The 18,435-nt window shown below is 46.9% G+C and carries 16 protein-coding genes and 3 tRNA genes; 7 read left to right on the forward strand and 12 right to left on the reverse strand.

The features are described 5' to 3' along the window. Positions 1-13: 13 nt before the first annotated feature. Positions 14-505, reverse strand: a complete 492-nt coding sequence (locus HPC38_RS08905; protein WP_208120946.1) for a peptidylprolyl isomerase — start codon at positions 503-505, stop codon at positions 14-16. 100 nt (positions 506-605) lie between these two features. On the opposite strand from HPC38_RS08905, the gene cysS reads away from it, so the two are divergent. Both cysS and HPC38_RS08915 read left to right on the forward strand, forming a co-directional pair. Further along, complete coding sequence (gene cysS, locus HPC38_RS08910) at positions 606-1,985, forward strand: cysteine--tRNA ligase (protein ID WP_208120947.1); 1,380 nt, start codon at positions 606-608, stop codon at positions 1,983-1,985. A 53-nt stretch (positions 1,986-2,038) separates the two neighbouring features. Next, positions 2,039-4,579, forward strand: a complete 2,541-nt coding sequence (locus HPC38_RS08915; RefSeq protein ID WP_208120948.1) for an autotransporter outer membrane beta-barrel domain-containing protein — start codon at positions 2,039-2,041, stop codon at positions 4,577-4,579. A gap of 41 nt (positions 4,580-4,620) precedes the next feature. Here the strand turns inward: HPC38_RS08915 and folD are convergent, their stop codons facing one another. After that, complete coding sequence (gene folD / locus HPC38_RS08920) at positions 4,621-5,475, reverse strand: bifunctional methylenetetrahydrofolate dehydrogenase/methenyltetrahydrofolate cyclohydrolase FolD (protein WP_208120949.1); 855 nt, start codon at positions 5,473-5,475, stop codon at positions 4,621-4,623. A 148-nt stretch (positions 5,476-5,623) separates the two neighbouring features. On the opposite strand from folD, the gene HPC38_RS08925 reads away from it, so the two are divergent. Then, positions 5,624-5,700 (forward strand) — tRNA-Pro (locus HPC38_RS08925). 31 nt (positions 5,701-5,731) lie between these two features. Next, positions 5,732-5,808, forward strand: a tRNA-Arg gene (locus tag HPC38_RS08930). A gap of 107 nt (positions 5,809-5,915) precedes the next feature. Here the strand turns inward: HPC38_RS08930 and hemG are convergent. The 3 genes from hemG to pepQ are packed head-to-tail and all read right to left on the reverse strand — an operon-like array spanning position 5,916 to position 8,385. After that, the gene (gene hemG / locus HPC38_RS08935; protein ID WP_208120950.1) at positions 5,916-6,446 is read right to left on the reverse strand and encodes a menaquinone-dependent protoporphyrinogen IX dehydrogenase; all 531 of its coding nucleotides are present in this window, start codon (positions 6,444-6,446) and stop codon (positions 5,916-5,918) included. A gap of 17 nt (positions 6,447-6,463) precedes the next feature. Further along, positions 6,464-7,069, reverse strand: a complete 606-nt coding sequence (locus tag HPC38_RS08940) for a YigZ family protein (protein ID WP_208120951.1) — start codon at positions 7,067-7,069, stop codon at positions 6,464-6,466. After that, positions 7,069-8,385 (reverse strand): Xaa-Pro dipeptidase, encoded by a 1,317-nt coding sequence (gene pepQ, locus HPC38_RS08945; protein ID WP_408021852.1) that lies wholly within the window; start codon positions 8,383-8,385, stop codon positions 7,069-7,071. The genes HPC38_RS08940 and pepQ overlap by 1 nt, the downstream gene beginning before the upstream one ends. A gap of 82 nt (positions 8,386-8,467) precedes the next feature. Between pepQ and tusA the strand changes: the two genes are divergently transcribed. Then, positions 8,468-8,707 (forward strand): sulfurtransferase TusA, encoded by a 240-nt coding sequence (gene tusA / locus HPC38_RS08950; protein WP_208120953.1) that lies wholly within the window; start codon positions 8,468-8,470, stop codon positions 8,705-8,707. Between the two features lie 134 nt (positions 8,708-8,841). Here tusA and HPC38_RS08955 read toward each other — a convergent pair. Continuing rightward, positions 8,842-8,936, reverse strand: a tRNA-Sec gene (locus HPC38_RS08955). Positions 8,937-9,001: 65 nt separating this feature from the next. On the opposite strand from HPC38_RS08955, the gene selA reads away from it, so the two are divergent. Together selA and selB are read left to right on the forward strand one after the other, a co-directional pair. After that, positions 9,002-10,393, forward strand: coding sequence for an L-seryl-tRNA(Sec) selenium transferase (gene selA, locus HPC38_RS08960; RefSeq protein WP_208120954.1), 1,392 nt, complete (start codon positions 9,002-9,004; stop codon positions 10,391-10,393). Then, positions 10,390-12,246 (forward strand): selenocysteine-specific translation elongation factor, encoded by a 1,857-nt coding sequence (gene selB / locus HPC38_RS08965; protein ID WP_208120955.1) that lies wholly within the window; start codon positions 10,390-10,392, stop codon positions 12,244-12,246. Before selA ends, selB begins: the two co-directional genes overlap by 4 nt. A gap of 46 nt (positions 12,247-12,292) precedes the next feature. Here selB and mscL read toward each other — a convergent pair whose 3' ends face one another. From mscL to def, 6 genes are all read right to left on the reverse strand, one after another. Continuing rightward, positions 12,293-12,697 (reverse strand): large-conductance mechanosensitive channel protein MscL, encoded by a 405-nt coding sequence (mscL, locus tag HPC38_RS08970; RefSeq protein WP_208120956.1) that lies wholly within the window; start codon positions 12,695-12,697, stop codon positions 12,293-12,295. A gap of 107 nt (positions 12,698-12,804) precedes the next feature. Continuing rightward, a complete protein-coding gene (locus HPC38_RS08975) occupies positions 12,805-14,247 on the reverse strand; it encodes a TrkH family potassium uptake protein (protein ID WP_208120957.1) in 1,443 nt (480 codons plus the stop codon). Positions 14,248-14,249: 2 nt separating this feature from the next. Next, complete coding sequence (gene trkA, locus HPC38_RS08980; protein ID WP_208120958.1) at positions 14,250-15,626, reverse strand: Trk system potassium transporter TrkA; 1,377 nt, start codon at positions 15,624-15,626, stop codon at positions 14,250-14,252. A gap of 8 nt (positions 15,627-15,634) precedes the next feature. Next, entirely contained in the window at positions 15,635-16,936 is a 1,302-nt protein-coding gene (rsmB, locus tag HPC38_RS08985; protein WP_208120959.1) for a 16S rRNA (cytosine(967)-C(5))-methyltransferase RsmB, read from the reverse strand. Next, entirely contained in the window at positions 16,933-17,898 is a 966-nt protein-coding gene (gene fmt / locus HPC38_RS08990) for a methionyl-tRNA formyltransferase (protein ID WP_208120972.1), read from the reverse strand. Before fmt ends, rsmB begins: the two co-directional genes overlap by 4 nt. Beyond that, on the reverse strand, positions 17,898-18,407 hold the full coding sequence (def, locus tag HPC38_RS08995; protein WP_208120960.1) for a peptide deformylase: 510 nt from the start codon (positions 18,405-18,407) through the stop codon (positions 17,898-17,900). Before def ends, fmt begins: the two co-directional genes overlap by 1 nt. Positions 18,408-18,435: the final 28 nt, after the last annotated feature.

The following is an 18,435-nucleotide window of genomic DNA, read 5'->3' on the forward strand; positions in this document are numbered from 1 at the left end:
AACCGCACTTTTATTATTCAACAGTCACTGACTCAATGACGATTTCTTCTTTCGGCACGTCTTGGTGATAGCCGTAATTGCCCGTTTTCACTTTACGGATTTTATCCACCACGTCCATGCCGTCCACCACTTTGCCGAACACCGCATAGCCCCAGCCTTGCATATTTTCCGCTTTGAAATCAAGGAAATCGTTGTCATTCACATTGATGAAAAACTGCGCAGTAGCCGAGTGCGGATCGCTTGTGCGCGCCATGGCAATGGTGCCGCGTTTGTTGCTTAGGCCATTGTTGGCTTCGTTTTTGATTGGCGCATTAGTGGCTTTTTCCTTCATGCCACTTTCTAAACCACCACCTTGAATCATAAAGCCGTCGATCACGCGGTGAAAAATGGTATTGTTATAAAAGCCGCTTTTGCAGTAGTTAAGAAAATTTTCACAGGTTTGCGGGGCCTTAGCGCTGTCCAGTTCCAATTTAATGTCGCCGAAGTTTGTGTGCAGAATTACCATATTAAAGATCCTTTTTTGTCGATTAAACGTTATAATGTGCGGTTATTATTCCATAAAAAACGTGCTGCCGCCACCGACAGCACATGCACAAAGGGGCGCTATGTTAAAAATCTACAACACTTACGAACGCAATAAAGAAGAATTTAAACCTATCCACGCAGGCAAAGTGGGCATGTATGTGTGTGGGGTGACTGTCTATGATCTCTGCCACATCGGACATGGGCGAACTTTTGTGTGTTTTGACGTGATCGCGCGCTTTTTGCGCCATTTAGGCTACGATCTAACCTATGTGCGCAACATTACTGATGTGGACGATAAAATCATCAAACGCGCGTTGGCCAATCACGAAACCTGCGAACAACTTGTTGATCGCATGGTCGCGGAGATGTATCAAGACTTTGATGCGCTCAATATCCAACGCCCCGACATCGAACCACGCGCCACGCACCATATTGCAGATATTATTGCCATTGTACAAACCTTGATTGACAAAAAACACGCCTATGTGGCGGATAACGGCGATGTGATGTTCTCGGTGGCCAGTTTTGACCACTATGGCAAACTCTCCCGCCAAGACCTTGAGCAACTACAAGCTGGCGCGAGAGTGGAGATTTCCGCCATCAAACAAAACCCGATGGACTTCGTGCTGTGGAAAATGTCGAAAGAAAACGAACCCAGCTGGGATTCACCGTGGGGAAAAGGCCGCCCAGGCTGGCATATTGAATGTTCAGCTATGAATTTCAAAGAGCTCGGACCGCACTTTGACATTCACGGCGGTGGCTCGGATTTGATGTTTCCACACCACGAAAATGAAATTGCTCAATCGTGTTGCGCCCACGGTGGGAGCTATGTGAATTACTGGATTCACTCGGGCATGATTATGGTCGACAAAGAAAAAATGTCGAAGTCACTGAACAACTTTTTCACCATTCGTGATGTGCTTAAACATTACAACGGCGAAAGTGTGCGCTACTTCCTGCTCACGGCGCATTATCGCAGCCAGCTCAATTACAGCGATGAAAACCTCAATCTCGCCCACAGCGCCCTTGAACGGCTTTACACCGCACTTCGCGGCACGGATAAAAGTGCGGTTGCCAGTGGTGGCGAGTGTTTTGTGCAAGCTTTTAATGAGGCCATGAACGATGATTTCAATACCCCTGGCGCGCTGGCGGTGCTGTTTGACATGGCGCGTGAAGTGAACAAACTCAAGCAAGAAAACGCGCTTGATAAGGCCAATGGTCTTGCAGCACAAATGCGTAAACTCGGCGACGTGCTCGGGATTTTATACCAAGACCCCGAGGCGTTTTTACAAGCAGGGAATGACGATGACGTGGCGGAAATCGAAGCCTTAATTGCCGAGCGCAACCAAGCCCGCGCCGAGAAAAATTGGGCACAAGCCGATGCCGCGCGGGACAAACTCACCGCCATGGGCATCGTGCTCGAAGACGGCCCACAAGGCACCACCTGGCGGCGCGGGTAATGACGTAAAAGTGCGGTCGCCCGCACTTTGGTAGATGATTAAAAGGGGGATATATGAAAACATCATACAACGTTAAGTTTACTCTTGGTGCGCTGCTGGTGATGATGACATGCGGTGCAAGAGCAGAATATACTGATATTGAGTGTGCTAGTCCTTACGGCTGTCAAGTGTTTAATCCAGCTGGGCCGATGAATGAAGAACAAGCGCCTCGCATAAAATATAGCATCAATTATCTTGGTACAGACATAGCATCTCGTTTGCTTGAAGCTGAAAATATTCATGTAAACGTGAAAGCGGGGAAATATCAAAACCTTCCAGCTCAAAGTAATGGCATCACGGAACATGGTATGGATGCTTATGCGCTCTTTCCTTTGACGCAAGTACGCAAAGACTACATAACATTAGAAAAAGGCGTCGATATTACGTTAGATAACTATCCAAATTCTGCTGCTTCTATTTTGTATTTATGGCATGGTCAAAAGGGGATTGTCGAAAAAGGCGTATCGATTAATATTGGGCACAGTTTTGATCAATATCATGGCAGTGGTGATGAAGGTGGACAAGCATTTATTTTACACAAAGAGAGTTCGCTGGATAATCAGGCGGATATTACCTTAGCAGGCAATAGCACTCAAGGATTTAATTTACAAGACAGCACCGTTAGTGTATTAAGTCACAACCATAAAGTGCGGTTAGAAGGTGAGGGGGCGGTAGTAGCAACCCTATTTGATGGCGGCCATTTTGTGGCGGATAATGTTGATATTTTAGGTAATGATGCAAAATATCAGCAGATATTTAACATATTTGCTGGTGCAGATCATAACACTCAAGTGGAATTGCGTAACAGTAAAGTTAACCTTAATGAAGATAGTGCGGTTATTACTTTCATATCGGATGGAAGCAACAGTCATGCTTCGATGGCGCAGTTGACAGCAACGCTGGATCACAATGAAATCAAAACAGGCGTTGGAGTGAATGTATTTGCACAACAAAGCGACCAGCGAAATGATGCCATAGTGGATATTCAAGGTGGAATATTCACGGCTAATAAGTTGGTGAATATCAATGATCCACAGGTGGTGGCGTTGCTGGGAGAGGGGGCATCAGGAGATAATACCACCCTCACTTTGAATGCGAGTGGTAATGCGCAGCTTTCAGGGGTGAGTTATATTAATCCAACTCAGCTACATGGCAATGTTAAATTTAACCTGCGTGACGGCAGCCATTGGCGTTTTAAAGGTGATAGTAGCGTCGATAACCTGAATGTTGACAATGCCACTGTTGAGTTTGATCAGGATAGCCAATTCCATACGTTGACGATTAATCACGATCTTGAAGGGAACGGTATCTTCGTGCTTAACAGCGATTTAAGTGCGCAGCAAGCGGATATGATCGCAGTGAAAGGGTTGGTCAAAGGTAGTCATTTGTTAAAGGTGCGTGACAGTCACAAAGAGCCGAGTGCACCAAATGGCAAAGTGATACTCGTAACCTCACATGGTGGTGATGGGCAGTTTGCATTGAAAGATAAACCGTTTGTCGACGCAGGAGTCTATCGCTATCTTCTTCGCCGTCAAGGTGATCATTGGGAATTAGCGCATTTAGGTGAAAAAGCTGCTCCTGAGAATAAATCTCCAACACCACAAATCCCATCTACTTCCGTGAGTGCTGGTGGTTTTGGTTATACTGTTGCGAATGAAAGTGCACCAGTAGGAAAAAATGCCCAAAGTGTGGTCGAGAAAACATTGAGCCAATGGGCGAATAATACCATTGCATTAATGCAAGCAAGCCAAGCTTATTTGTTTCACCAAAGCGAAAGTCTACATCAGAGAGTTAACACGATCCATCAAAACGAAAAAAGCCAAGGTTTATGGTTGCTCAACAGCAATAGCTGGGATAAATTTGATAGCTTTACCACAGCACAAGCCAAGACATCAGGGTTTGAGCAGAACAACCACACCTTAACACTAGGCTATGATAAAAGCTGGCTGAATGGCAGCACTCGTCATTATTTCGGTATATTAGCTGGCACAGGACGCGCGAATATTGATGTTAAACAAGGTTATGGTGATGGGCGTATTCGTGCTTATCATGCAGGTGTTTACGGTGGCGTAGAGTGGCAAAATGGTGTGTATCTTGACGGCGATTATCACTATACACGCGTTCATTTAAAAGCTGATGGTGTGGACGAGCAGCATAAGAATGCACACAGTGTAAGATTAGGTACAGGTGCAATCGTGCCTATGACAGCTCAGTTTTCTCTAGTGCCACAAGGTGACTTAAGTGCGGTTAAGTTTAATGGTGATACGCTATATCAGAGTCGCATAGGGGCTCAAGTGCGAGCGTATTGGGCAACGAATCGTATCGAATTTAAGCCTTTTGTGGGAGCATATTGGCTGAAAGACTACGGTCATCATGATATTGTACTTAATGGCTACGCACTTGATGTACAACATCTTGGTAGCCGAGCACAATTGGAGGCTGGTATGTTAGCACAAACGTATTTCGGCGCATTCACTGTGTCAGCACAACGTGAGCAGGGAAAACATTTCAAACGTAAAACACAGTTACAAATTGGGTATAGTTACCAATGGTAAAAATAAAACCGCACTTTAAGGTGCGGTTTTTTTGTTGAGGATTATTTATCGTGATAATGCTCACAGGCATATAGCGTATTGCTCATTAACATCGCCACCGTCATCGGGCCAACGCCACCAGGCACAGGGGTGATGTGGCTGGCGTGGGCTTTGGCGGCGTCAAAATCCACATCGCCGACAAGGCCATTTTCGGTGCGATTAATGCCCACATCAATCACCACCGCGCCAGGTTGGATCCAGTCGCCTGGAATAAAGTGCGGTTTGCCCACGGCAACCACCAAAATTTCCGCTTGCTTGACCAAGTCTTTTAAATTTTTGGTGAAGCGATGCGCAACAGTGACGGTGCAGCCCGCGAGCAATAGCTCCAGCGCCATTGGGCGGCCGACAATATTTGATGCCCCCACCACCACAGCATGCTGCCCGTGTAAGTCAATATTCAACGTTTTCAACAGCGTGATAATGCCGTATGGCGTGCAAGCGCGCAGCAATGGAATGCGTTGGCATAAACGCCCAACGTTATAGGGGTGAAAGCCATCTACATCTTTATCTGGGCGAATGCGCTCAATCACCTTTGTGCTATCAATGTGCTTTGGAAGTGGCAATTGTACCAAAATGCCGTCGATGCTATCGTCGTTATTCAGCTCATCGATTACAGAAAGCAGCGCATTTTCTGTGGTATCTTGTGGCAAATCGAAGGATTTTGAATAAATACCCAGCTCATCACAGGTGCGGCGTTTGCTCCCCACATAGACTTGTGAAGCGGGGTCTGCCCCCACCAAAATCACCGCCAGGCCAGGCGCGCGTTTGCCTTGCGCTTTGCGTTGTTGAATTTTTTCAGCGATCTCATGTTTAATGTGTTTGGCAACGGCGCTGCCAGAGATGATTTCCGCGGTCATAGCATTTCCTTTGTGCAACAGTTTTGCGTATTTTGTCAGAAAAGTGCGGTTTTGGTAAGCCTAAAAGTGCTAAATTTAAGCACTTGCGTGAAAAAAGATAAAAAGTCGTTGACGAAAATTTCAAGCCTTTTATAATAGCAAACCTAGTCGGCGAGTAGCGCAGTTTGGTAGCGCAACTGGTTTGGGACCAGTGGGTCGTAGGTTCAAATCCTATCTCGCCGACCATTTCTTCATTCTCACATATCCAACTTGCAAAGCGCCCTTAGCTCAGCTGGATAGAGCAACGGCCTTCTAAGCCGTAGGTCACTGGTTCGAATCCAGTAGGGCGTGCCAATAATCTCTCTTTTTTATTTTGTTGTTTTTCTACCTTTATTCTAGCATTTAATCAAGCACCATTGGAATAATGGCATGATATATCACTACTGTTGCTCATACGGTTGTTATTCTAGCAATTTTTTTAATACGTCGGCAAAAGCATCAACTCGATGCCAGTCGGTGTATTCCACTTCCTTGGTTGTGTCGGTTTCGCCGCCAGTTAAGCGCATGATAAATTGGATCATTATGCGATCAAAGGGACGATAACGTGGATAATACAACGCCCCTGCAAATACGGTGCTGATAGATGGCTGCCAGTCGATGCGCGCGAGAAATTTTCGGGTGTAAACATTCGTTTGTGGCGTATTTTTGTCAGGCTTTCGAGCTGTGAGATTGACGCTGAAAAAGGCACTTGGGATGCGGTTGAGCAGCTCATAATGGCGGTTAACAAATGTCGCTAAAGTGCGGTCAAAATGTCCGTAGCGAATCGAAGCCCCGATGATGACGCTATCAAAACGGCGCAGATCACAATTTAAGGCTTCAGATAGTGCCATCAATTTGGTGTCAATTCCCGTACGACGTAATTTTTCCGCAATAGCGGTGGCAATTTTTAAGGTTTGCCCTTCTCGGGTTGAATAAATGAATAATGTTGTCATAGCGTGATATTTTTACCTTACTCAAGCGTTAATTGTAAACTGCCACGACTGCGGTCGGTTAATTGTTGTGCAAACTGTGCTTGTGATAAAGGATCTAGCAGCAGTGAAAAGCGCACTTCACTGCCAAAGTCCTGTGCGTCAATTAGAACATCAAATTGCTTAATGAGTTGTTGAACCAGCGGCATTTGTTCATAAGGGCAGATAAGCTGTGCTTTTTGACGTAAGATTTTTTCACATGTCGGCAATAAACTCAATGCCTGTTGCACGCCGTTGCCATAGGCACGCACTAAACCACCAGTGCCGAGCAGAACACCGCCAAAATAGCGTACCACCACCGCACTTATCTCGCCAATATTCGCCCCTTGCAGCGCACTTAGCATCGGTTTACCCGCCGTACCAGACGGCTCGCCATCGTCTGAAAAACCTAATTGCTGGCAATCGTCAGGGCTGCCTGCCACTGCCGCCCAGCACCAGTGGCGTGCATTGGGGTGTTGGGCTTTGATTTCTGCCCAAAATGCGCGTGCGTGCGCAAGCCCCTCGGTATGCGCAAGGTAGGTGATAAAGCGGCTTTTTTTAATCTCTTCACTAAATTCAATGCGCTGTGCTGGAATGAGGTACCGCATCAGTTCGCCTCAGTCAGCTGTGCGAATGCGCTAGCGGTGATATTTTCTGCACCTTGTTCGGTGATAATCACATTATCTTCGGTGCGAATGCCGCCACAAGGTAAAAAGGCCTCAATTTTTTCCCAATTAAAGACGCGGCTGAGAGCACTTTCACGCCACGGTTTAAGCAACATTGGGATAAAATAAAAACCTGGCTCAATGGTCAGTACCATATTTTTGGCTAAATTTCGCGTGCAGCGTAGGCTTGGATACATTTCAGGTGGCGCTTTGTGCGTGCCGCGAGGGCTTTGTTGAAACCCCGCCACATCATGCACTTGCAAGCCAAGAAAATGCCCCAATCCATGAGGGAAAAATGCGCGTGTGATGCCTTGCTCGAAAATATCGGCACTGCTGATACGCACAAAGTTAAAATCATGCAGGAGTTCAGCGATCATTTGGTGCATTTGTGTATGGTAATACAGATAGTTATAACCCACTTGCAACGCGTTGATAATACTCAGTTTATTTTTATCCATCGCCTGAATTAATGCCGCATATTCATCATCTTGCGCGCTATATGTGCGGCTAATGTCTGAAGCGTAGCCTAAATAGGTTGCGCCCGCATCAATCATAAAGCCCGACCGCACTTTAGGTTTTTGCCGATCTAACTTGGTGTAGTGCAACACGGCAGCGTGTTCATTTATCGCGATAATATTGCCATAAGGCACCTCTTCATCACGTTGGCTGCTGGCGTGCAGGTAGGCAAGGTTAATGTCAAACTCACTTTTCCCTTGCATAAATGCCTCGCGTGCGCGCAGATGCCCTAGCACAGCAGGCAGTTGCGCACGGCGCATACATTCCAATTCAAATTCCGTTTTGATGCTGCGGTGATAATGCACAAGATTGAGCGCCTTTTGCAGGTTAATGTGAGTGAACCCTAACGTTGATGCCAAAGTGGTATTCTCACCTAAATAAAGGGCGTTTTTACCCTTAACCAAGTGCGGTATTTCCGCTAAATTGCGCACTACTGTCCACTCAAATTCTGCGCACCAAAAGTCTTCTGGCAGTGGCTCAACTGCATGCCAATAGTCATCGGGTTGATAAAAATACAAGTGCGGTTTGCCCTGCCCATTGAGCGACACCCAGCACTCAGGCGCACTCAATGGTACAACATAGCGAAATAACGGATTGACCTTAAACGGGCGAGCATTATCGTCTAAAAAATAGTGTTGTTCACTGCCAGAATGCAGCCACACCTGCTCAACACGACACACATCACACACTTGCGAAAATAGCGTTTGTAATGCGCACAAGTGCTGTTTAAAAAGTGCGGTCAACGTGTTTTCCATAGCCACCTCACAATAGAAAAAAAACGGATTTCGCGCTATTATAGCGCAAAACCCTAAAATAGGATGATCTATGTGCCAGATTAATCCAGATAAAACCTTAGACACACAAGGCTTACGTTGCCCAGAGCCGGTGATGTTGGTGCGTAAAGCGATTCGCAGTATGCCCATCGGACAAGTGCTGTTAGTGATCGCTGACGACCCTGCCACCACGCGCGACATGCCGAGCTTTTGCCAATTTATGGACCACACCTTACTGCGCGCAGAATCCGATCGCAAGCCTTATCGTTATTGGATTAGAAAGGGCGCCTAATTGAGTTTAAGAGCTAAAGTGCGGTCAACCGCACTTCAGTTTTGCGACTCTTTTGTTTGGTGTTTTTTGCGCTGAGTGAATACGATCATGGCAAAACATGCAGTGGCGGTCATGAGAACATATTTGAAAGGTGGTGGCGGAAGGTCATGGGAGTTGAACCCACCCAAGACTGCTGGCAGCCTTAACAGGATTTGAAGTCCTGCCGCTTCACCGGAAACGACGACCTTCCAAAGCAGTGGCATTATACGCTATTTTCATTAAAATAGCATTATTCTCATCGCAAAAGGAAATTTTATGACCCAGCTTTATCGTGATCTGCCAAGCGTCGACAAGGTGATAAGCGCCCCTGAAGGCCAAGCGTTGGTAACCAAGTTTGGGCATAGTGCAGTGGTGGCACAGTTACGCTTGATCTTGAACCATGCACGCCAGGCGATTGCTAATCAGCAGCCCTTTCCTCGTTATTTGAATGACCATACAATTCTTTATAAAAAGTTACAACATGATCTAAATCGGTTGTCACAGGTGCAGATGCGCTCTGTTCATAATCTTACAGGTACGGTGTTGCACACCAATTTAGGGCGTGCATTATGGCCTGAGAGTGCGCAGCAAGCGGCCATGCAGGCCATGAAAAATAATGTGGCGCTAGAATATGATATGCACAATGCTACACGCGGTCATCGGGATATTTTTGTCAGTGACTTGTTGGCGCAGCTGTGCGATTGTGAAGCTGCTTGTGTGGTGAATAATAATGCTGCCGCAGTTTTGTTGATTTTGAGTACGTTTGCGCGTGGCAAAGAAGTCGTCATTTCACGCGGTGAGTTGGTGGAAATTGGTGGCTCATTTCGTATCCCTGATATTATGCAGCAGGCGGGTTGTGAATTAAGAGAAGTCGGCACAACCAATCGTACACATTTGAGCGATTATCAAAACCATATTACTGAAAATACCGCACTTTTAATGAAAGTTCATCCGAGTAATTACCAAATCACAGGTTTTACGGAAAGTGTGGCGGAACACACGCTTGCACAATTAGCGCGAGAGCACAACATTCCGCTGGTGAGTGATTTGGGCAGTGGTGCATTAGTGGATTTGAGCCAATTTGGTTTGCCTTATGAGCCAACCCCTAAAGCGATGCTACATGCGGGTGTGGATTTGGTCTGTTTTTCAGGGGATAAACTGTTAGGCGGCCCACAAGCGGGGATTATTGTGGGTAAAAAAGTGATGATTGACAAGCTTCAATGCCATCCGCTCAAGCGTGTGCTGCGCTGTGATAAAGTGATTTTAAGTGCACTTGAAGGCACACTGCGAGATTATCTTTTGCCCGAAAAAATCGCTGAGAACAACCCAACCTTGCGGCATTTAACGCAAGATGTGGCCAGTCTCAAGCAAAGTGCGGTGCGCTTGGCGCAGAAATTGCAGGAAAAATTGCACCAAGACTATTGCATTGAGATTGCCCCGAGCCACGCGCAAATTGGCAGTGGCTCCCAGCCGACATTTCAGCTTCTCTCTTATGCGGTGACCGTTGCGCCGTTGACGGGGCATAATGCGGATTTAATGCAATTGGTGCGCAGCCTTAAACAGCTCAGTCAACCCATTATCGGGCGCATTGAACAGCAAAAATTGTGGCTTGATCTGCGTTCGGTGGCGGACATCGATGCGTTATTATCTGGTGTAGATGAATTATGATTATTGCAACCAGTGGCCATGTAGATCATGGCAAAACCGCACTGCTTGAAGCGCTCACAGGCAAAAACACTGCGCATTTGCCCGATGAGAAAAAGCGAGGTATGACTATCGATTTAGGCTATGCATACTTGCCGCTCGATGATGGGCGTGTGTTAGGCTTTATTGATGTGCCAGGGCATGCTAAATTTTTATCGAATATGCTCGCAGGCTTAGGCGGCGTGGATTATGCGATGTTGGTGGTGGCAGCGGATGAAGGCATTATGCCGCAAACAGAAGAGCATTTGACCATTTTATCCCTGCTCGATTTCAAGCAAATTATGGTGGTAATCACCAAAGCCGATAAAGCCAGCCAAAGTGCGGTTGAGGCGTTGCAAGTTGAACTTAAACAACGCTATGCTGCGCTGCGCAAAAGTCCTTTTTTTGTGACTTCTGTCCGTACGGGGCAAGGTATCCGTGAGCTGAGTCAACGGCTTTCTGGGCTGGATAATGATGACATCCACAAGCACCCATTTCGTTATGCTATTGACCGCACTTTTACCATCAAAGGCGCTGGCACAGTGGTCACTGGCACCGCATTTAGCGGCCATGTAAAAGTTGACGATGTGTTATTTTTATCCTCCTCGTCTGCAAATCCCGTGCGGGTAAAAAATATTCATGCACAAAATCAAGTGAGCGTGGTGGGGCTTGCGGGTGAGCGTTTGGCGCTCAATTTGGTGGGCAAAGAAAGCAGCCAAATTCAGCGTGGTGATTGGTTGTTTGATAGCCCCAATGCGTTCGCCACGGATCGTATCACGGTACTTGTCAATCCCGTAGTTGCGCTTAAAGCTTCACAAGATGTGCATATTTATCATGCAGCAAATCATATTGTGGGCAAATGCACCTTGCTGGAGGCGCAATGCGCGGCAATCGGTAAAAAAGTGCTGGCGGAGCTGACTTTACAGCAAGGGCTTTTTTTGTGTGCGCAGGATAAACTCATCTTGCGCAGTGCGGATAATAGCCAAACATTGGCAGGCGCGTATGTGCTTGAAACGGATTCCCCCACCCGTTACAAACGCACACCACAGCGTTTGCAGTATTTGCATCAGTTGGTTGCTGCCAAGAGCAAAATGTTGCGAATTGCCGCTTATTTACAGCAAAAAAGCATGGAAAAGGCGCGTTTATGCTGGGTCGAGCAGCTTACATCCGCGCAATTTTACACTTATCAACAACAGCTTGGCTTTCATTGCGTGAACGATTTTTGTTTTGATGAGGCAACGGGGCGGCGCTTACGAGAGCGGCTGCTCGAGAGCCTTGCACAATATCATCAAGATAACCCCGACCAGCTTGGTGTGGCAAAGGCGCGTTTGGCGCGTATGGCGGCTATTAAGCAGCCAAGTGCGGTGATGTTTTATTTAATTGAGCAGTTACTCAGTGAAAAAGCGTTGCAGCAAAGTCGTGGCTGGTTGCATTTGCCAAGTCATAAAATTGCCTTTAGTACGGACGAAGCCGTACTGTGGCAAAAAGTCCATGCGGAATTCGTGATTCACGCGCAGGCGATTTGGGTACGCGATTTGGCTAATCAATTTGAGTTGCCCGAGCGGGAGATGCGCAATTTCCTCTACAAAGCAGGTAAACTGGGCTATTTAACCCCTGTCGTGCGTGACAGATTTTTCCTCACCGAAGAGATTGAGCGTATTGCGAAACTCATCAAGGCGCACATTCAGCGCGAGGGTGGTATTTCAGTGAATGAATTGCGCGATGCGCTCGGCTTTGGGCGCAAGCTCACGGTGCAGTTGATTGAATATTATGATAAGTGCGGTTTTTTGTGGCGGCGGGGTAATCGCCATGTGCTGCGTGACGGCGATGTATTCTAATAAAAAACCTTCTCATATGAGAAGGTTTTTTATATTACAGGATTGATTATTGTTTCGTTTTCAACAAGTCACGAATCTCGGTGAGCAAGGTTTCTTCCGCAGAAGGGGCGGCTGGGGCTGGCTCTTCTTTTGGTTGCTCTTTTTTCATTTTGTTGATGCCTTTGATCACCATGAAGATCGCAAATGCAATGATCACGAAATCAAACACAGTTTGAATGAAGGTGCCGTAGTTTAAGGTTACAGCTGGGGTTTCGCCCACTGCTTCTTTTAACACGATGTGCAGGTTTTTGAAATCCACACCACCAGTGAACATGCCCAACACTGGCATAATAATATCGCCCACAAATGAGCTTACAATTTTGCCAAACGCACCGCCGATTACAACACCGACAGCCATATCCACAACGTTACCGCGCATGGCAAACTCGCGGAATTCTTTCATCATACTCATAATTTGTCCTTAATGGTTAAAAAATAATCTATAAAAAAGATTGGCGGTATTATAGTCACTATTAAAAAAATGTAAAGCACTATTTTATATGTTGTTAATTCTTTACATTATTTTCGCCAATAACTTGGGAATAATAACACTAGCAGTGTCATGATTTCGAGTCGCCCGAGCAGCATGCCAAACGACATCAGCCATTTGCTAATATCTGACACATCGGCAAAGTTACCGCTAGGCCCCACATTAGGCCCTAATCCAGGCCCAACATTACCAAGTGATGTCATAGCGCTGCTGAGGGCATCAAGTGGCGCCATCCCTGTCAGAGAGAGCAAAATGGACAAAACGACAATAGATCCACAAAAGCAGAAAATAAAAACGATAATGCCTAAGAGGGTGTCATCTGAAACTTTTTTGCGATTAAATTGGATCGGATGAATGCTGTTAGGGTGGATCAATTTTTTGATTTCGCGTTTAAGCAACGTGAAGATAATTTGAAAGCGGAAAATTTTGATGCCGCCTGCGGTGGAGCCTGAGCAGCCGCCAAGCAAAAACGCAAAGGCGAACACCAGCGTGGTGGTGCTTGTCCAAGTATCGAAATCGACTAATGTGTAACCCGTGGTGGACATAATATTGACCAAGGTGAATAAACTGATGCGAATGCTGTCGTGCAAATTATAGGTGTGGTTGAAATAAAGCACCGCCGCCATTGCTAGGCCAACTACCATAACAAAAGCGAAAAAGCCGCGTACTTGTTGATCGCGCAGTAATACGGATAAGCGTTTTTTATGTGCCGCTTGAACGTAAAGTAAAAAGGGGACAGAGCCTAAAAACATAAATACCGTGCATACCCACTGAGTGGTGGCTGAAAACTCACTCATACCGCCATCGCGTGAGGAAAATCCACCTGTTGAAATAGTGGTGAAGGTATGGTTGATCGCATCATATAAATTCATGCCTGTTAGCATATAGGCGACAATGCAAAGTGCGGTTAGGATGAGATAGAACTGCACAATATTTTTAGCAATGTCTTTGGTGTGTGGCATGCTTTTTTCTGACCAATCAGAGGATTCGGCGCGAAACAGCGTCATGCCGCCTGCATTTAAAAACGGCAAAATGGCCACTGCCATGACGATCACTCCAAGACCGCCAATCCATTGCAACATCGCGCGCCACATCAATAAACTCGGTGCAATTTCGCTTAAATTTGATAGCACACTAGAGCCTGTGGTAGTTAAGCCCGACATCGTTTCAAAATAGGCATCGCTAAGCGAAATATGTTTGATAAAAATAAAGGGTAGCGCACCAAATAGACTGATCGTAAACCAAATCAGCACCGTTAAGAGCAACATATCGCGCACGCGTAGCTGCATTCGTTCAGGCTTTTTCAAAGTGAACAAAAAGCCAACACTGAAAATTAAAATAAAGGCTTGTGCAAATTCACTCAAGCCTGCGCCATTGGTTAAAAGTGCGGTTGCCAATGGCAACAACAGGAGTAGCGCAATTTTGTTGAGTACTGAGCCTAAAGTATAAAGCAAAAAGGTTGAGTTAAACATAATCAAATAAAAAATGGGGTTGGCTGAAAGAGTTTTTCTACATCAGGAATTTGTTTTTTATCATTTAAAAAGAGTACTACGTGGTCGCCATCTTCAATGATGGTATTATCTTTGGCGATGATTACTTCGTTGTTGCGTAAAATTGCCCCTAAAATGCAGGTAGATGGTAGCTTGATGTCAACGAGCTTACGCCCGACCACATGAGAGGTTGTTTTATCACCGTGGGCGATCACTTCCACCGCTTCAGCATTGCCACGGCGCAACAGCGCCACATTTTTAATATCACCTTTACGCACATAGGTTAGCAGCGCTGAAATGGTCGATTGCTGGGGTGAAATACCAATATCAATGGTGCCACCTTGAATTAAATCCAAATAGGCAATACGCTGAATCAGTACCATCGCTTTAGCAGCACCAAGGCGCTTAGCGAGTAAGGCCGACATAATATTTGCCTCATCATCGCTGGTGAGTGCAAAAAAGACATCAATATTATCGATGTGCTCTTCAAACAGTAAAGTCTGATCCGATGCATCACCCGTGAATATCAGCGTTTTTGGCAATTTTTCTGCCAGAATTTCACCACGTTGTGGATTGCGTTCAATTAATTTCACGCGACATTTATCTTCTAATAATTTCGCCAAGCCCGCGCCAACATTGCCGCCACCGACGATCATCACACGTTTATAAGGTCGCTCAAGGCGTTGCAACTCACTCATTACTGCACGGATATGGGGGGTGGCACAGATAAATACTACCTCATCGCCCGCCTCAATAATCGTAGAGACCTGTGGACGGATATAGCGATCTTGGCGCGTGATTCCCACAATACGCGCCTCGATGTGTGGCAAATGTTCTTTCAATGCAGAAATGGCATAACCGACCAATGGCCCACCATAGTAGGCTTTGACCACCGCAAGGCTGATGCGTTTATCGGCGAAGTGCGCAATTTGCAGCGCGCCAGGGTAGTCGATTAAATTGACAATGTCCTCAATTACGAGTTTTTCAGGTGCGATGATATGATCAATTGGAATAACATCGGTTTGGAATAGCCGTTCTTTTTCACGTAAATAATCGTTGTTACGAATGCGGGCAATCTTGGTTGGCGTGCCAAACAAGGTATAAGCCATTTGGCAGGCGATCATATTGGTTTCATCGCTGCTCGTCACCGCCACGAGCATATCTGCATCCGCCGCGCCTGCTTCTCTTAACACGCGCGGCGAGGCCGCATTGCCGAACACAACTCGCAAATCGTACTTATCCAGCAGACTATTAAGCCGCTGTTGATCGTGGTCGATCACCGTAATGTCATTATCTTCACTGACTAAATTTTCTGCCAATGTGCCGCCAACTTGACCCGCACCGAGAATGATGATTTTCATTAAATTCCTTATATCATCGTTTTGATTAATTTCGCATAATAAAAGCCATCCCCACCGTTGATTTCTGGCAAAAATTGCCAACCAACCGCACTTTCATTTTCATCAAATACGCGCGTGAGTTTGGCATCAGGTGTGCGTTGCAAAAAGGCAGCGATCTGTTGTGAATTTTCAGCTTTCAACAGAGAACAGGTGGCGTAAAGTAGCGTTCCGCCGACTTTGAGTTTATCCCAAAGTGCGGTCAAAATCGCTAATTGCAGTTCGACTAGGGCTGGAATATCTTGAGCTTGGCGAAGCCATTTAATATCTGGGTGGCGACGAATCACCCCTGTGGCGGAGCATGGTGCGTCGAGTAAAATGCGATCAAAATACATATCATTGTCAAGCCACTGCGCAGGTTTGGTTGCATCGCCACAAATCACGTTAGCCGTTTGCCCCATGCGCGCGAGATTTTCTTTTACACGGGTGAGGCGGTTTGGCTCAATGTCCAGCGCGGTGACGTTTGCATGGGGGGCGAGCGCAAGAATATGGGTTGTTTTGCCACCAGGTGCAGCACAGGCGTCTAAAATATGTTCATTGTCTTGTGCGCCAAGCAGCAGCGCCGCCCATTGGGCGTGGCAGTCTTGCACTGAAACAACACCATCGGCAAAGTGCGGTAGCCTGTCCACTGCGCAAGGATGTGCAAGGCGAATGGCGCCGTCAGGCTCGCCACACTGAGCGGGAATGTTGTGTTGCGCAAGGGTAGTGAGATAACTTTGCACACTCGCTTTATGCGGATTGACCCGCAGCCACATCGGCGGTTTCGTGTTGTTGGCATCAATAATGTCACGCCATTGATTTGGGTAGTCTTGTTTTAGCCTATTGACTAGCCATTCAGGGTGAAGTGTTTGCCAGCGTTGATCAACGATCGCCAAAATTGCCGCTTGTTCACGCAAAAAGCGGCGCAACACACCATTAACCAAGGCACGAAAGCTTGGCATTTTCACCATTTTGGTGGCGTTGACCACCTCATCCACCGCAGCATGAGGCGGAATGCGGGTGTAAAGAATTTGATAAAGCCCCACCAACAACAGGCAATGCACAATGCGTGTTTTGCCTTTCAATGGCTTGTTGAGCAGTATTTTTGTGATGCTTTCAAGGCGCGGTAACACACGACAAATGCCAAAACATAATTCCTGCAATAATGGCATATCTTGTGCTTTGATCTGCCCTTGGTATTCAGGCAACAGCGTGGCAAGCGACTGCCCGTGATAAAGTACAAGCGAAATAATCTCCGCAGCCGCCGCGCGACTCGAAAGTGCGGTTTGCCTCATGCCAGCACCTGCCCTAGGTGAAACCAATCTGCCCGCCCATTGGCAAAATCTGCCACCGACATCGGTTTTTTGCCTGGTGGCTGAAGCATGGTGATATTTAATACCCCTTCCCCACAAGCCACCTGCAAGCCGCGTTTATCAAACGCCAATACCGTGCCTGCTACCGCACTTTGCGTTTTTGGCAACACATCCGCCTGATAAACCTTGATATTATGTACCTTGCCTTGCACCTCATGCGGGAAGTAGCTGATCGGCCATGGGTTGAAGGCACGAATGCAGCGCTCAAGGCTAACCGCACTTTGCGCCCAATCCAGTTTCGCTTCTTCTTTGCTTAATTTTTTCGCGTAGGTGCTGTGCTCTTCATCTTGCGCCACTGGCGGGAAGGCGCCCTCGCGCAGCCCATCGAGCACCGTTAACAGCGCACTTGGTGCAATGCCAGCCAGTTTTTCATAAAGGCTTGCCGCCGTTTCTTTTGCATCAATCGGGCAGCACACTTTGTGCAGCATTGCGCCAGTATCCAACCCTGCGTCCATTTGCATAATGGTCACGCCGCTTTCTTCATCGCCCGCCCACACCGCACGCTGAATCGGCGCCGCGCCACGCCATTTCGGCAGCAGCGAGCCATGCACATTTAAACAGCCAAAGTGCGGTGCGTCCAACACCGCTTGCGGCAGCAGTAAGCCATAGGCCACCACCACCATCACATCCGCGTTGAGCTGCGCTAATTCACGTTGAGCGGCTTCATTGCGCAGGCTTTTGGGCTGCAACACGGGCAAATTATGCGCCAGCGCCAGCTGCTTGACCGCACTTTGGGTTAACTGTTTCCCTCTGCCAGCTGGCTTGTCAGGCTGAGTGTACACCGCCACTACGTCATGGCAGCTGTCAATCAGGGCGCGCAAATGCTCGGCGGCAAATTCTGGCGTGCCAGCAAAAATAATTTTTAACGGGGTGTTGTCAGTCATCATCCACGGCTCGCCAGACGGTTGAGTTTTTCCATTTTTTGCTTAATGCGTTGGCGTTTTAATGGTGATAAGTAATCCACAAACAACACACCATTTAAGTGATCGATTTCGTGTTGGATACAAATGGCCAGCAAATCGTCCGCCTCAAGGGTAAATTCATTACCATCGCGATCGAGCGCTTTCACAGTCACTTTTTCTTTGCGTGGAACAAAGCCTCGGCAGGTTGGCACAGAAAGGCAGCCTTCTTCAATCCCCGTTTCACCACTGGATGCAATGATCTTAGGGTTAATTAACACTAACTGATTTTGCTTATCGCCTTCAATATCAATCACAATCACACGCTTATGCACGTCCACCTGGCTTGCCGCCAGCCCAATGCCTTGATCGTCATACATGGTTTCAAACATATTCTCCACCAACGCACGAATCTCATCATCTACCTGCGCCACCAGCTCCGCCTTCGTACGCAAACGCGCATCAGGATATTTTAAAATAGGTAAAATACTCATAATTCTCAACATAAAAAAGGGTTTAACT

It is taken from the genome of Spirabiliibacterium pneumoniae (genome assembly GCF_014884995.1).
Lineage (GTDB): Bacteria > Pseudomonadota > Gammaproteobacteria > Enterobacterales > Pasteurellaceae > Spirabiliibacterium > Spirabiliibacterium pneumoniae.